Genomic DNA, 14,347 nt, shown 5'->3' on the forward strand with positions numbered 1-14,347 from the left:
CCCATAGATCCAATCTATGAGTCATATTGAGCGACGACGGCTTCTGCTGTGCCGGAGAGGCCTCCATCGTACGGCCCATGAGAAGACCTGTTACCGAAATCAGCGAAACATTTGGCCTCTGGGAACGCTCGCTGATCGCCTGGCCCGATGGCCGGCAAGACACGACGACATTCGCCGCCTGGCTGCAGGGACCCACCCTGTTTGCCGACCTCCGCCAACCCGACGATCCCCCGTCGTTCGCCGGCGTCTCGTGCCTCGAGCATCTTGGCCCCGAGCACTTCGACTGGCTTGCGCGACAGGAGGGCTTCGCCGGTCGGTTCGTACGCGCCGGCGGCGCCTACGAATGGCAACGCATGATCGACTTTCAGTGCCCGACCTCCGCCAGCGACGCCGGCTATCTGGAATTCGATAACGGCGTGCTGGTCGAGGAAGGTCGCGATATCCCCTATATCGAGCACTGGCATCACACCTCGCGCGACCTCACCCCGCTGTTTGCGCTGCGCATGCAGGATGCGAATGCCTGCACCGGCTTTCTGGTGCGAGTGGGCGAGCTCTTCATGTTCGTTCGTCCACGCGCTGAGCCGCTGCCGCACGGCGCGTCTCTCCCCGACCTCGTCGCGAACACAACACCGGACGTGGCACGCACGCTCCTCGATTGCGAGATCTCTCTCGGACGCGTGACCGGAGACGTCTGGAGCATCGAGCGATCGAGCCTACCCTATCGCGTCGGAGCGGACCTCGCGCCAACCGTCACGAGCGCACATCCGATCTTCACTACCCAAGACATCACCCGTGACGGCAAGCCTTTCACCAGGGCCTGGACCGTCGTCGAGTTTGACCCCGCTTCACAACGAGAGACCGACAAAGAACAAGGAAACGACCACGGGCTTTCATCATTCCAGCCAGCTACCGGGAGAGCCTCATGACACCACACTTCGTTCGGCGCACCGTCGCCGCCATCGTCGTTCTGCTCTGCACAGCTGTCGCGCCAATCGCCTCAGCGCAGGCCGAGCCGACGTTCAAGATCGCGTGGTCGGTCTATACCGGTTACATGCCGTGGCCCTATGCGAAACACGCTGGCATCATCGACAAGTGGGCCGACAAATACGGCATCAAGATCGAGGTGACGCAGATCAACGATTACGTTGAAGCCATCAATCAGTACACCGGCGGCAAGTTCGACGGCGTCACGGCGACGACGATGGACGCCCTGACGCTGCCGGCGACCGGCGGCATCGACACGACCATCCTCATCATCTGCAATTATTCGAACGGCAACGATGGCATCGTCCTCAAGGGCAAGGATAAAACGATCGCCGACCTAAAGGGCAAGAAGGTCAACCTCGTCCAATACTCGATCTCGCATTACATGCTGGCGCGCGCCTTCCAGCAGCGCGGTGTAAGCCTCGAGGATGTCAAACTCCAGAACATCTCGGACGCAGACTTCATCGCCGCTTTCCAGTCCGACGATATCGACGCCGTCGTCGCTTGGAACCCCGCCTACATCGAGCTCAAGAAGCTCCCTGACATTTCGGTCGTCTACGACTCGAAGGAGATGCCGGGCGAGCTGGTCGACGGCTTCCTCATCAACACCGAAACGCTGAAAAAGCACCCTGAGCTCGGCAAGGCGCTTGTCGGCGCCTGGTACGAAACGCTCGCCACCATGAGCGCCAACGATGAGAAGGGTAAGGCCGCGCGCAAGTACATGGCCGAGCTATCGGGCACGAGCGTCGAAAGCTTCGACGCCCAGCTCGCGACCACCTCATTCTATGAGCCAACCGCGGGCGCAGCTTTTGCGCGGTCGCCCGAAATGGTGACGGCCATGGATCACGTCCGCACCTTCTCATTCGAAAATGAGCTGATGGGCGGTTCCGCGAAGTCAAAGGATGCGGTCGGCATCGCGCTTCCCGGCACGACCCTTGGCGATACGTCGAACGTCAAGCTCCGCTTCGACGACACCTTCATGCAGCTCGCCGCCGACGGCAAACTATAAATCCTGCACAGGCGCGCCCCTGATCTGAGAGGACTGCAATGACCATCCCCGGAAATTTCTCATCCATTCCGATTGTCGACATCACCAAGCTCCGCACCGGAAGCCTGCCCGAGCAGAAAGCCGTTGCGGAAGAGCTGGGCAAGGCCGCGCGCGGCGTCGGTTTCATCTACGTCACCGGAGGCGGCATCGACGAATCCCTGTTCGAGGGCGTTCTCGATGCCGCCAAGCGCTTCTTCGCCCAGTCCGAGGAAGACAAGATGAAGGTCTACATCGGCAACTCGCGCTGCCACCGTGGTTATGTCCCCGAAGGCGAGGAGGTTTTCGCCTCAGGCACCAAGGATAAGAAAGAAGCCTACGATCTTTCGATCGACCTGCCGGCGAACGATCCGGATTACGTTGGCGGCAACCCGCTGCTCGGCCCGAACCAGTGGCCGGACCTGCCGGGCTTCAAGGAGCAGGTAGATACCTATTATACGGCCGTGTTTGGCCTTGGGCGCGTACTGCTGCGCGGCTTCGCCATGGCGATTGGCGAGGAGCCGACCTTCTTCGATCGCTACGTCACCAAGCCGCCGAGCCAGCTCCGGCTGATCCATTACCCCCTCGATTCGAGCGCCGAGGATCGCCCCGGCATCGGCGCCCACACGGACTACGAATGCTTCACGCTGCTGCGCTCGACGTCGCCGGGTCTCGAGGTCATGAACGGTGCAGGCGAATGGATCGACGCACCGCCGGTTCCCGGCGCCTACGTGGTCAACATCGGCGACATGATGGAGATCTGGACCAACGGCGAGTTCATCGCCACCTCGCACCGCGTGCGCAAGGTCTCGGAAGAGCGCTACTCGTTCCCGCTCTTCTTCGCGGCCGACTACGATACCGTCGTCGCACCGCTGCCGCGTTTTGCCGAGGAGGGAAAGCCGGCCCGCAAGGCCCTGAAAGCCGGCGAGCATCTCTTCGCGCAGACCATGCAGAGCTTCACCTATCTTAAGGAACGCCGCGCCCGCGGCGAGATCGTGCTTCCCGATGGCTCGGCCCCCTTGTCATCGTTCGGACAAGAGGCACAGCAGAAATACTGACCGACTAACCGGCGTAAGCTTCATCCCCGGCCGAGACGGCATACCCGTCCTGGCCGGGGTTCGTCTCTCAGACCTATCCCGCCACCTTGAGACCGAGCCGTTTCGGACCGAACAGGCACGCCAACAGCAGGATGATGCCTGACACGGTCGCAATCATACCCGCCGCACTGACGCTCGACTGCCCGCCGAGCCAGAGCGGCCCGTAGCCGGCGAGCACGTATCCGAGCACCGCAGACGCCGCGGCAAAGACGACGCTCCACACGATCTGAGATCCCATGCGGTCGGTCATTAGGCGCGCCGCAGCCGGCGGACAGATGAACATCGCAATGACGATGATCGAGCCCACCGCATCGAAGGCTGCTACAGCAGCAACTGCGACCATGATCACCAAACCGAAGCTCACCGCCGCCGGCCGCGCACCGATGCTCGCCGCGAATTCGGGATCGAACGTACCGATCACCAACTCTTTCCAAAGGAGCGCGATGAACAGCGCAACGGCAAGAAGCACCAGCGCAAGGCGTGGGAGCTGCACCGGAAGCTCCGCCAGCGCCGCGGGATCGAAAAGCGACGCCCAGCTGTCTCCGGCGAACCAAATCAGGCTTTCCAGATTGCCGTAAAGCGCGTGCTCGACGTCGAGATGCACGTGGCTCGTATCCGTGCGTTCGAGTAACAGCACGCCTGCCGCGAACATCGCCGTGAAGACCACACCCATGGCCGCGCCCGGCTCGACGTTGCCGAGCTTTCGGACAAGCTCGATCAGCAAAACCGCGACCACCGCCGCTACACCTGCACCGAGGAGCATCGGCCCAGCCGCGATCGTGCCCGTAACCAGGAACGCGGCCACGATCCCCGGCAACGCGACGTGCGCCACCGCATCCCCGATCAGGCTCTGACGCCTGAGCACGAGAAAGTTCCCGAGCAAGGCGCACGACACCGACGCCAACGTGCCGATGAGCAACGGCGCAAGCGAGAGCTGAACGAACTCGCTCATGCCTTGCCTCCTGCAAGACTGAGACGACGATCGAGATCGGCGACCACATCTGCCGGCAGCGCCCGGGAGATCGACGTCACGCCCTGGTGCGCCATACCCGCGGCTTCCTCAGGATTGAGCTTGCGGAAAAGCGTCCATCGGGCTTCGTCGCGCACCGCTTCGGCGGCCGCGCCGCGCCCCTCGAGGGTTGCAACACCATCGCCGCGGATGAAGCCCTTGAGACGCAGGACGCGCAGCGTCAGCGCATCATAGATCGGCTCACCTCGCGCGATCGCCAACAGCCCCTGCCGCTCGTGCACCTGGATCTGAAAAAGTCGCCGCTCGACAGTGCGCGCCAGAAGACCGCGCCGTGGCGAGACCAGCATGGAGACAACGAACAGCCCGAACGCCATGAGGACGATCAGAGCCCCGGTGGGGAGCCCTCTGTCGAGCGACGAGATCACGGCGCCGAGATAGGCGGAGAGCACACCGAGACCGGCGGCAACCAGCACCATCGGCTCCACCCGATCCGTCCAGAACCGCGCCGCGACAGGCGGAATAATGGTCAGCGCCACGATCAGAACGAGCCCTGCGACCTTGAGCCCGATGACGGTCACGGCCAAGAGCAGCACCATCATCGCGAGATCGGTAGCCCTGAGGTTGACGCCTCGTACCGAGGCGTACTCCGGATCGAAGCAGATGAGCGTGAAGGGCCGACGCAGGAGAAAGATCGCAGCCCCCGAGATCAGGGCACCGAGCGCGATGGTCTCCGCCTCGCTCCGGAGCATGCTGGCTGTCGATCCGACCAGATAACCGGAAATCCCGGCCTGCCCGCCCGTGTCGAGCGTCTGAATCACCGTAAGGAGTACGATCCCGAAACCGAAGAAGACCGAAAGCACGGCACCGATCGCGGCATCCTCTGAGAGGCGCGTGCGCCGGCTGATCCACTCCACGATCAGAAGGCCGAGCGCCGCGCTGCCGGCCGCTCCAATCATCAGTCCCGCGATCCAACGCCCGTCGCCGGTCAGCGCCGTCATTCCGATGAACGCCAAGCAAAGGCCCGGCAGGGTCGCGTGGCTGATCGCATCGCTGACAAGGGAGCGCTTGCGCAACAGCACGAAGGTGCCGATGGCCGCCGCACTTGCCCCGAGGATTGCCGAGCCAAGCGTCACCAGCGTCGTGTTGTAGCCGGCCTGCAGGAAGAACGCGGAGAAGAAAGCCTCCATTCCGTCAGCTCCAAAGCCCGCGCTGCGGAAAGTCAGCGGGCATCGGCGATCCTACCCGTGGTCGCGAGCGACTCGAGCTGAGCCGCAGCAAGCTTGCCGCCATAGGTCGCCTGCAGATTCTCCGCCGTGAAGGTCGTCGCAACGGGACCACTCGCGACCTTGCGCACATTGAGAAGCAGCACATGATCGAAATAGTCGGTAACCGTCGCGAGGTCGTGGTGCACGCAGATGATCGTCTTGCCCGCGGCATTGAGTTCCTTCAAGACCGAAATGATCGCCCGCTCGGTCGCCGCATCGACGCCCGCAAACGGCTCGTCCATGACATAGAGATCGGCATCCTGCGCCAGCGCGCGAGCCAGGAACACGCGCTGGCGCTGGCCGCCCGAGAGCTGGCCGATCTGGCGATCGGCAAAACTCGCCATACCGACCCGTTCCAGGCACGCCAACGCCGCCTGCCGGTGCTGCCGGCCGGCGAAGCGAAAGAGCCCAATCTCGCGATAGAGGCCCATCATCACCACGTCACGCACCGTCGCCGGGAAATCCCAATCGACATTCGCCCGCTGCGGGACGTAGGCGATGCGGGAACGCACCTCGGCGCAAGACTTGCCGAACGACGTCACGTCCCCGCTGATCCGCGGCACGATGCCGAGTGCAGCCTTGATCAGCGTCGACTTGCCCGCGCCGTTCGGCCCGACGATCGCCACCATGCTTCCGGGCGGCGTCACGAAGTCGATCGAGAATAGAACCGGTTTCTCGCCATAGGAAACCGTGAGCCCCGCGATCGCGAGCGGACTGTCGGGATGTTCGTCCGCCAGCGTCGCTCCGTCTCGACTGACAAGCTTCACGGCAGGATCCATGGGGGCGAGCGACCTTCCTTAAAGTTTCGAGCGCGACTGCAGAGCCGCGAGCTTGTTGTTGAGGCCCCGTTCGGGCGCCTCACCGCCGAGCGCACGCGTAATGACAGTGGCGTTGTGGTCGATCATGCCGATGTAGGTGCCTTCATACGTGCCCGGCGCCCCCATCGCATCGGAATAGAGCTCTCCACCGATCACGACCGTGTGGCCCTTCGCACCGGCGCCTTCGATCAACGCCCGCACATTCCGGTCCGAGACCGAGCTCTCGACGAAAATAGCACTGATCTTCTTCTGCACGATGATATCGACGAGGGCTTCGATCTGCTTGAGACCAGCTTCGCTCTCGGTTGAGATGCCCTGAATGCCGAGCACCTCATAGCCGTAGGCCTTGCCGAAATAGCCGAACGCATCGTGTGCCGTCACAAGCACGCGCGAGCCTTCGGGAACGGTTGCGAACGCCTTGTCGGAATACGTAGCGAGCGTGTCGATTTCCGCAAGATGCCGATCGGCGTTGGCCTTGAACGTGTCAGCTCCATCGGGATCGAGCGCAATCAGCGCATCTCGCGCAGCCACGACGACGCCCTTCCAAAGGCGCGGATCCATCCACACGTGCGGATCGTAGCGGCCGGGATAGTCCTTGTTCGAAAGGAGCTGCTCTTTGGGCAGGCTCTCGGCAAGCGCGACAACGGTCTTCTTCTTTCCGAGGTCGCGCAGGAAATCCTCGAGCTGCGCTTCGAGATAGAGCCCGTGCCAGAACACCGCCTTGGCTTTGATCATGGCTGCGATGTCCGAGCGGGTCTGTCGGTAGGTATGCGGGTCCACGCCCGGGCCCATGAGCGCGGTCACAGACACACGCTCCCCACCGACTTGCTTAACGGCGTCGGCAATCATTCCGGTGGTCGCAACGATGCTGATTTTCTCGTCCGCCTTCGCACCCCCGGTCGCGAAGCCAATCGCAAATAGAGCCGCCATCAGTGGCAGGCACTGAAGGCGCATTCGGGCGATCATCCGCATCTCCTCATAAGATTCCCTCATTTAAGCGCGGCACCGACACCTGATCGCAACTGAAAACGAGAAGCAATCCAGCCTGATGGCGCGAAACTGAAGCTAATGCAATTGCGAATGATTTGCAAGTAAGGCCGCCATCGCCACGTCACGCTCTGGTCCCATCAGTGACTTTTGGGAACCACTGTTCAGCTCGACAACATCGAGGATGGACAATGGGGGACAACGGAAATTAACCCCATCGAACGTTCCAATCACAATCGCGGGCTCGCTGAACCCAGCTTTGGCCGGTACGAATTTTCTTTGAGGGATCAATGCACTCGATGCTCCACCCTTTCCGCCGGAGCGGACTTGCCGGCTCAGCCCTGACGCTGGCGGCAGCCGCGAGCCTGACACTCGCCTCGACCAGCACCGAAGCCCAGCGCACCCGCCGCGGCCCGGCGACCGAGCCAATCGTCTCTGTTTATGAGGTGAAGACGGAGCCGGTACGCGAGCGGGTGGCCGCCGTCGGTTCGGGCCGGGCCCTCGCCCAGGTGACGCTCACGACACGCGTCGCGGGCGTCATCTCGGAGGTCCTCTTCAAGGGCGGAGATCGCGTCGAGAAGGATCAGGTCCTGGTCCGGCTCGCCTCCGAGCCGGAGGCCATCGCTGTCGAGACGGCAGAGGCCCAGCGCGCCCAAGCCTTCGATCAGGTTGAGCGCTACAAGCAGCTCAACGAAGCCTCGGTTTCGCGCGTGGTGCGGGCCGAAGCCGAAACGGCACTCAAGGTTGCCGACGCCGCCTTGCGGCGGGCGCGCGAGGAGCTTGATCGTATGACGATCAAGGCGCCCTTCGCCGGCATCGTCGGACTGACCAACCTGCAGACTGGCGACTACCTCGCCGTGGGCAACCCGATCGCGACGCTCGATGACCGCTCGACCATCGTCATCGAGTTCACGGTTCCGGAAGCGGTGGCGCCGCAGATCACCACCGGCATGCCGGTTCGCGCCAGCCTCGCCGCCCGCCCCGGCGAGATCTACAACGGCAAGGTCGCGGGGGTTGGCACGCGCATCGATCCCATCACCCGCACGCTCTCGGTGCGCGGCGAGATCCCAAACCCCGATCTGAAGCTCATCCCGGGCTCGACATTCTCTGTCACCGTCCAGCTCTCGGGCGATAAGTCGCCGGTCGTGCCCGGCCTCGCCATCCAATGGGACCGCTCCGGCGCCTACGTGTGGCGTCTCACCGCCGACGACACCGTCGAACGCGTCGATGCGGCCATTCTCGCCCGCGATGGCGACCGAGTCTTCATCGAGGCCAAGCTCGCGCCTGGCGATCGCGTCGTCCATGAAGGCGGCGGCCTCCTGACTGTCGGCCAGAAAGTGAAAATCCTGGGGTCCTGAGCGGGCATCCAACCTGATCATCAAAACCATTCGACGACGGAGCCCGCTCCATGAGCACCCCTGCGCAAACCCCGAGCCCGCCCCGCCAGTCCGGCGATGATGGCGGCTGGGTCGGCATCTTCGTTCGCCGGCCGATCCTGGCCATGGTGCTCAACCTGCTCGTCATTATCGCCGGCGTCGCCGCGGTGCAGTCCATCGAAATCCGCGAGCTTCCGGACGTCGACCGACCCGTCGTCACCGTACGAACGAGCTATCCGGGCGCGTCCCCCGAAAGCATGGACGCCCAGATCACCGCGATCATCGAGAGTGCGGTCTCCCGCGTACAGGGCGTGACCAGCATCACTTCGAACTCGTCCTACGGCTCGAGCCGCGTTGCCGTCGAGTTCTCGACCGATACCGATATGCAGGTCGCGGCGATGGACGTGCGCGACGCCGTCGCCGGCGTCACCAATCAATTGCCGAATGACATGGACGACGAACCGCGCGTCGTGAAGGCCGATGCGGACGCTCAGCCCATCATGCGCCTGTCGGTTGCTTCCGAAACGCTCTCCGAGAGCGAGCTGACGGATCTCGTAAACGACGTCATCGAGGATAGGCTTGCAGCAGTCGAAGGCGTCGCCGCAGCCAACTCCTACGGCCTGCGCGCGCGAACCATCGAGGTCCGCGTTTCTCCGGTCGCTCTCGCAGCTCGCGGACTGGCCCTGAGCGACCTCATCGACACCATCGGCAAGGCATCCGTGACGGCGCCATCAGGCGCCCTCGAGAACGCGACCCAGCAATTGATCGTCCGCGCAGAAGCGCCGGTCGATACCCCGCAGGAGGTCGCTGCGCTCGAGATCAACGCGCAGACAACGGTTGGAGACGTCGCGTTCGTCCGCTGGGCGTTCCAGGAAGCGACAGCCATCACGCGCCTCGACGGGCAAACCGCTATCGGCGTCGAGATCGTCCGTCAGGCCAAGGCCAACACCATCGCCATCTCGGACGGCGTACGCGCTGCCGTCACCGAGTTGCAGCAATCACTGCCGGAAGGCGTTAGCATTGCGGTCACCTCCGACGACGCAATCTTCATCCGCGAGTCCGTCCGCGAGGTCGTCATCTCGCTGCTGCTCGCGACCATCATCGTCATTCTCATCATCTTCTCCTTCCTCGGCTCCGCACGCGAAACCGTGGCGCCGGCGTTTTCGATCCCGGTCTCGCTGATCGGCACCCTGGCCGCCATCTGGTTCGCCGGTTTCTCGCTCAACGTGCTGACGTTGCTCGCGCTCGTGATCGCCACCGGCCTCGTCGTCGACGACGCCATCATCGTGGTCGAAAACATCGCGCGTCACCGTGCGCTTGGCGCAGGCCGGCGCGCCGCGGCCGTGATCGGCACGCGCGAGATCGTCTTTGCCGTTCTCGCCACCACTGCCACGCTCGTCGCCGTCTTTGTACCGATCTCGTTCATGCCGGGCATGGTCGGCAGCCTGTTCTCTGAGTTCGGCTTCGTCCTTGCATTCGCCGTCGCGATTTCCTCCGTTGTAGCGCTGACGGTCTGTCCCATGCTCGCTGCACGCCTTGCGGCCGACACGCCGCACGGCATGGCCTCCGGAAAGGAGGGCTGGTTCACACGCCTGTCGAACGGTCTCGCCTCTGTTTACGCGCGCGCGCTCGATCTCTCGCTCAAAGCGCGCTACCTCGTGGTGGCGATCTGCCTCGGCTTCGCCGCCCTGGGCTGGACCACTTACAAGATCCTTCCACAGGAGATCACACCATCCGAAGACCGGGGCGTGATCCAGATCATGTTGCGGACCCAGCAGGGCGCCAACCTGGAGTACATGTCCGGGCTCACCGAAAAGGTCGAGGAGGCCCTCGCCCCCCTCAGGAAAACCGGCGAGATAACCGGCGTGCTCGCAACCGTCGGTGCCGGCGGCACCAATAGCGCCTCCGTCGTCGCCGCGCTCGCCGACTGGAGCCAGCGCAAGCGTACCCAGCAGCAGATCCAGGCCGAGTTACAGCAGAAGCTCTCCGGCATTCCGGGACTGCAGGTCTCGCTACGATCCGCGAACAGCCTCGGCATTCGCGGCGGCGGCCAGGGACTTCGCTTCGCCATCGCCGGACCGGACTACGACCGCCTGGCCGACGTGGCCGCCAAGCTGACGAGCCGGCTCGCGACCACGCCCGGCTTCCGCAACACACGCACGGACTACGATACGACGCAGCCGCAGCTCTCCGTGCGCATCAACCGTGAAGCGGCAACCAAGCTCGGCGTACCGATCGACACGATCACCAGCCTGATCAACACCATGGTCGACTACCAGAAGGCCGCGGATCTGTTCATCGGCGACGAGATCGTAGAGGTCCAGGTCAAGGCGGGCGGCCGGCCGATCAACGATCCAAGCGATCTCGGCAATCTGTTCGTGAAGACCAACAACGGCAATTTCATCAGCCTGTCCTCGCTGGTCACGATCAAGGAGAATGCGATTTCGCCTACGCTCGGCCGCGAGGACCGTCAGCGCTCGGTCGCGATCACGGCGAACCTCGACGAAGGCATGGTGCTGGGCGACGCTGTCGAAACCATGCGTTCCATTGCGGCCGAGGTGCTCGAACCGCAAATGTCGATCATCCTGCTCGGCGAAGCGCGGACGTTGTCGGAAACCTCGCAGAACACTGCGTTCGTCTTCGGCATCGCGCTACTTGTCGTCTTCCTGGTGCTTGCGGCGCAGTTCGAGAGCACGGTCAGCGCTCTTGTCATTATCGTAACGGTACCATTCGCCCTTGCGGCCGCTGTCCTTGCCATTTTCCTGAGCGGCGGCACGATGAACATTTACAGCCAGATCGGGCTTGTCCTGCTGGTCGGCATCATGGCCAAGAACGGTATCCTGATCGTCGAGTTCGCCAACCAGCGCCGTGACGAAGGCGCGGACATCGACACGGCCATTCGCGAAGCGGCAACAACGCGCCTCCGCCCCGTCATCATGACGATGGCAGCGTCCGTGCTCGGCGCCATCCCGCTGGTGATCGCGACCGGAGCGGGCGCCGAGGCGCGTCTGGCCCTCGGCTGGGTTATCGTAGGGGGCCTCGGGATCGCAACGGTCTTCACGCTGTTCCTGGCGCCGATCGCCTATCGCTTCCTCGCGCCGCTATCGAAACCGCGCGTGCACGAGACGGACCTGCTGGTCAAGGAACTCGCCGCCGCGCAGCAGAAGGAGTGAGCAGCGAGAGCGGTGGGCTACGCCACGCGAAAGCGGCGTACTGCGGCCCAGCCGAGCAGCAGGAAAGCCACCAACGTTATCCCCTGCGTTACCGCGAATGGCAGCTCCGACTGCGTCGGCGCCAGCGCCAGCAGAGCCGAATTCTTGATGAAGGTCTGCACGATCAGAACGAACACGTTGAGGTAGAGCGCCGTCGTCGCGCTTACGACGAAGATCGACCTCCACCGACCCACAAGGTCGGTGAAGTAGTACGCATAGATGGCGACGGCCAAAACCGCGAGCGAGATGAGCCCCGTGATGTGCGAGGGCAGAAGATCGACAAACGGGAACAGGAAACCTGTGAGGCTCGTGGCCGCCGTTGTCACGAGAAAGAGATGCGTCGCGCCATTGAGCCGCGCGTTCGACAGAAAACCGCCGACGACGACAAACCCGGCCGCGATCCCAACCAGACTGAGCGCGATGTGGAAGAGCGTGAAACCGTCGAGCCCGAAGATCATGTGCCACTCCCGATGCGGACCTAGGCCGAACCAATCTCAGCCGTGCGGATCCACGCAACAAGGAAACTCATTGCGGGTCAGCGCTCAAGCGGCACGTTGAGCCAACCGTCAAAATTCATCCGATAGCGGCCTATCGCGGTCTTGTTCGATTTTGCACATCTAAGCGGCAGCGGCTGCAAGTGCGCTGCGCTTCGGCCCTTCGATGCCCCGCAACACCAGGAAAGCCAACGCCGCGGCAACACAAAGAACTCCGGCCAGGAAGAAAGCCGGGAGATAAGTGTCGTAGACTGTCCGCGTCAGGCCCGCGCCATAAGCCGCAGCCGCGGCACCGAGCTGGTGGCCCGCAAAGATCCAACCAAACACCACATTGGCGCGTCCGTCACCGAAACGCTCGGCCGTAAGCTTGACCGTCGGCGGAACCGTGGCGATCCAGTCGAGCCCATAGAAAACCGAGAAGATGGTGAGCGCGAGCAAAGAGAAATCGCTGAACGGCAGATAGATGAGCGATAGCCCGCGGAGCCCATAATACCAGAACAGAAGCCAACGGCTGTCGAAGCGGTCCGACAGCCACCCCGAGCCGAGCGTTCCGACGAAATCGAACACGCCCATCAGCGCGAGAATTCCTGCGGCGCTGACCGCCATCACACCGTAGTCGCCGCAAAGCGGGATGAAGTGCGTTTGGATGAGGCCGCTGGTGCTGAGGCCACAGATAAAGAATGTACCGAACAGCACCCAGAATGCCCCCGACCGGGAAACGTCCTTGAGCACGACCAGCGGGGCCAGCAGCGCGGCTCCAAAGCCACCGGTTTGCACCACCGGCGTCACCGACCCGATGTCGCGCGCTCCATAGACGGGCAAGCCGACCTCTGACGGTCGCTCCCGCATAAGCGCCAACACGGCGAGCGCCGCCACAAAGAGCGCCACACACACGAGCCCCACCGCAACCCGCCATCCATAGGCTTCCGTGAGCTGCGCCAGCGCCGGCAGAAAAACGAGCTGACCGGACGCCGTGCTGGCAGTCAGCAATCCGAGAACGAGCCCGCGCCGCGCCGAGAACCAGCGCATGGCAACCGTCGCGCCGAGAACCATGGCCATGAGCCCGGTGCCGATGCCAACCACGACACCCCATAGCAGAATAAGCTGCCACACGCGGTCCATGACGAGCGACACCGCGAGCGCCGCGCCGATGATGGACAAGGCGACGAGCACCACACGCCGTACGCCGAAGCGGTTCATGAAAATTGCCGCGAACGGCCCCATGAGGCCGAACAACATGAAGCGGATGGCCAGCGCCGACGAGATATCGTCGCGTTGCCAACCGAACTCCTTCTCGAGCGGAACGATGAAAACGCCAGGCGCACCGACCGCCCCCGCCGTCACCAGCATGACGAGGAATGTGACAGCGACCACAACCCATCCGTAGTGGACGTCACGCGCCCTGAGCGCATGCGCAACCCGCCCGGCCATCATGAGCGGGAGATCCGTGAGACAGCAGCCATGCGCGCGCACCCTCGTTGAGCCACGGCGCCACGAGCAACCTGCACGCCGACCGGCCGCCCCATATCTGATCGTTCCTCGCTACGCCAGTTCCCTCGAAACGGATCTGCTTTGCCCCGTAGCCACAGAAATTATCTTTGAAAGTCAGGTCAATAATCGTGGGCTAGCTATTTCCGCAGCGGACCTTATGTTTCAGGCACACCGACGTAGGACAAGATCCGTGGCCAGTCCCCGCAACCGGCAGCGAAGCCGGAGTTCTTGGTCTGCTCTGCTGGCTGCCGTGCTCGGCGCGCTGGCGAGCGTCTCTACGCTCGGCTTTAGCCCGACCTTCGCCGGTGGATTGTCCGTTGCCGAGCGCGGCGCCGACGTGCGCGCCACAAGCAAGGCAGCCTCCCTGCGGCAGGACCTTTTCGATCCGTCCCTGCGGCTCGGCGGCCCCAGCGACGGCGACCCCGCAGTCGATCCGCGAGACAACGAAGCCGACGCCTGGGCGTGTGCCCTCCGCTCGCTTCCTGCCCCCTCTGTCCGCGTGCTTCCCGTCAGCGTCGAGCGCGTCCGCGACGGCCGCACCCGCGCGCCGCCTGCCGCCTGATTCAATCCCGCTTCACCACACAACCACACACTTTTGATCTCGCGTCGCGCCGCCCCGCCTCATGGCC

General features: G+C 63.6%; 12 protein-coding genes. 6 read left to right on the forward strand and 6 right to left on the reverse strand.

Annotation, left to right across the window (positions count from 1 at the left end; genetic code table 11):
* Positions 1 to 77 precede the first annotated feature (77 nt).
* From CS1GBM3_RS10540 to CS1GBM3_RS10550, 3 genes are read left to right on the forward strand one after another with little or no spacing between them, the layout of a single operon-like run.
* Positions 78 to 926, forward strand: coding sequence for a hypothetical protein (locus CS1GBM3_RS10540; RefSeq protein WP_072395206.1), 849 nt, complete (start codon positions 78 to 80; stop codon positions 924 to 926).
* The gene (locus tag CS1GBM3_RS10545; RefSeq protein WP_072395208.1) at positions 923 to 1,993 is read left to right on the forward strand and encodes a putative urea ABC transporter substrate-binding protein; all 1,071 of its coding nucleotides are present in this window, start codon (positions 923 to 925) and stop codon (positions 1,991 to 1,993) included. Before CS1GBM3_RS10540 ends, CS1GBM3_RS10545 begins: the two co-directional genes overlap by 4 nt.
* Positions 1,994 to 2,031: 38 nt before the next feature.
* Positions 2,032 to 3,066, forward strand: a complete 1,035-nt coding sequence (locus tag CS1GBM3_RS10550; RefSeq protein ID WP_072395210.1) for an isopenicillin N synthase family dioxygenase — start codon at positions 2,032 to 2,034, stop codon at positions 3,064 to 3,066.
* Between the two features lie 73 nt (positions 3,067 to 3,139).
* Here CS1GBM3_RS10550 and CS1GBM3_RS10555 read toward each other — a convergent pair whose 3' ends face one another.
* From CS1GBM3_RS10555 to CS1GBM3_RS10570, 4 genes are read right to left on the reverse strand one after another with little or no spacing between them, the layout of a single operon-like run.
* A complete protein-coding gene (locus tag CS1GBM3_RS10555) occupies positions 3,140 to 4,057 on the reverse strand; it encodes a metal ABC transporter permease (protein WP_072395212.1) in 918 nt (305 codons plus the stop codon).
* Positions 4,054 to 5,262: a metal ABC transporter permease gene (locus CS1GBM3_RS10560; RefSeq protein ID WP_072395214.1), complete on the reverse strand. Its 1,209-nt coding sequence runs from the start codon at positions 5,260 to 5,262 to the stop codon at positions 4,054 to 4,056. The genes CS1GBM3_RS10555 and CS1GBM3_RS10560 overlap by 4 nt, the downstream gene beginning before the upstream one ends.
* Positions 5,263 to 5,294: 32 nt before the next feature.
* Positions 5,295 to 6,107: a metal ABC transporter ATP-binding protein gene (locus CS1GBM3_RS10565; RefSeq protein ID WP_280173303.1), complete on the reverse strand. Its 813-nt coding sequence runs from the start codon at positions 6,105 to 6,107 to the stop codon at positions 5,295 to 5,297.
* A gap of 30 nt (positions 6,108 to 6,137) precedes the next feature.
* Positions 6,138 to 7,124, reverse strand: a complete 987-nt coding sequence (locus CS1GBM3_RS10570; RefSeq protein WP_244534627.1) for a metal ABC transporter solute-binding protein, Zn/Mn family — start codon at positions 7,122 to 7,124, stop codon at positions 6,138 to 6,140.
* 311 nt (positions 7,125 to 7,435) lie between these two features.
* On the opposite strand from CS1GBM3_RS10570, the gene CS1GBM3_RS10575 reads away from it, so the two are divergent.
* Positions 7,436 to 8,503 (forward strand): efflux RND transporter periplasmic adaptor subunit, encoded by a 1,068-nt coding sequence (locus CS1GBM3_RS10575; RefSeq protein WP_072395220.1) that lies wholly within the window; start codon positions 7,436 to 7,438, stop codon positions 8,501 to 8,503.
* A 50-nt stretch (positions 8,504 to 8,553) separates the two neighbouring features.
* Entirely contained in the window at positions 8,554 to 11,694 is a 3,141-nt protein-coding gene (locus CS1GBM3_RS10580) for an efflux RND transporter permease subunit (protein WP_072395222.1), read from the forward strand.
* 17 nt (positions 11,695 to 11,711) lie between these two features.
* On the opposite strand, the gene CS1GBM3_RS10585 is transcribed toward CS1GBM3_RS10580, so the two are convergent.
* Both CS1GBM3_RS10585 and CS1GBM3_RS10590 read right to left on the reverse strand, forming a co-directional pair.
* Complete coding sequence (locus CS1GBM3_RS10585; RefSeq protein WP_072395224.1) at positions 11,712 to 12,191, reverse strand: hypothetical protein; 480 nt, start codon at positions 12,189 to 12,191, stop codon at positions 11,712 to 11,714.
* 159 nt (positions 12,192 to 12,350) lie between these two features.
* Positions 12,351 to 13,661 carry an MFS transporter gene (locus CS1GBM3_RS10590; protein WP_072395227.1) on the reverse strand — a complete coding sequence of 437 codons (1,311 nt, stop codon included), beginning with the start codon at positions 13,659 to 13,661 and terminating at the stop codon, positions 12,351 to 12,353.
* Between the two features lie 247 nt (positions 13,662 to 13,908).
* On the opposite strand from CS1GBM3_RS10590, the gene CS1GBM3_RS10595 reads away from it, so the two are divergent.
* Complete coding sequence (locus CS1GBM3_RS10595) at positions 13,909 to 14,280, forward strand: hypothetical protein (RefSeq protein ID WP_139247879.1); 372 nt, start codon at positions 13,909 to 13,911, stop codon at positions 14,278 to 14,280.
* Positions 14,281 to 14,347: the final 67 nt, after the last annotated feature.

The sequence above is a fragment of the Hyphomicrobium sp. CS1GBMeth3 genome, assembly GCF_900117455.1.
In the GTDB taxonomy this organism is placed as follows: Bacteria; Pseudomonadota; Alphaproteobacteria; order Rhizobiales; family Hyphomicrobiaceae; genus Hyphomicrobium_C.

Bases quoted from the DNA above. Each gene is read 5' to 3' on its own strand.
- CS1GBM3_RS10540 (WP_072395206.1), top strand. From the start codon at position 78: ATGAGAAGACCTGTTACCGAAATCAGCGAAACATTTGGCCTCTGGGAA.
- CS1GBM3_RS10545 (WP_072395208.1), top strand. From the start codon at position 923: ATGACACCACACTTCGTTCGGCGCACCGTCGCCGCCATCGTCGTTCTG.
- CS1GBM3_RS10550 (WP_072395210.1), top strand. From the start codon at position 2,032: ATGACCATCCCCGGAAATTTCTCATCCATTCCGATTGTCGACATCACC.
- CS1GBM3_RS10555 (WP_072395212.1), bottom strand. From the start codon at position 4,057: ATGAGCGAGTTCGTTCAGCTCTCGCTTGCGCCGTTGCTCATCGGCACG.
- CS1GBM3_RS10560 (WP_072395214.1), bottom strand. From the start codon at position 5,262: ATGGAGGCTTTCTTCTCCGCGTTCTTCCTGCAGGCCGGCTACAACACG.
- CS1GBM3_RS10570 (WP_244534627.1), bottom strand. From the start codon at position 7,124: ATGATCGCCCGAATGCGCCTTCAGTGCCTGCCACTGATGGCGGCTCTA.
- CS1GBM3_RS10575 (WP_072395220.1), top strand. From the start codon at position 7,436: ATGCACTCGATGCTCCACCCTTTCCGCCGGAGCGGACTTGCCGGCTCA.
- CS1GBM3_RS10580 (WP_072395222.1), top strand. From the start codon at position 8,554: ATGAGCACCCCTGCGCAAACCCCGAGCCCGCCCCGCCAGTCCGGCGAT.
- CS1GBM3_RS10585 (WP_072395224.1), bottom strand. From the start codon at position 12,191: ATGATCTTCGGGCTCGACGGTTTCACGCTCTTCCACATCGCGCTCAGT.
- CS1GBM3_RS10590 (WP_072395227.1), bottom strand. From the start codon at position 13,661: ATGATGGCCGGGCGGGTTGCGCATGCGCTCAGGGCGCGTGACGTCCAC.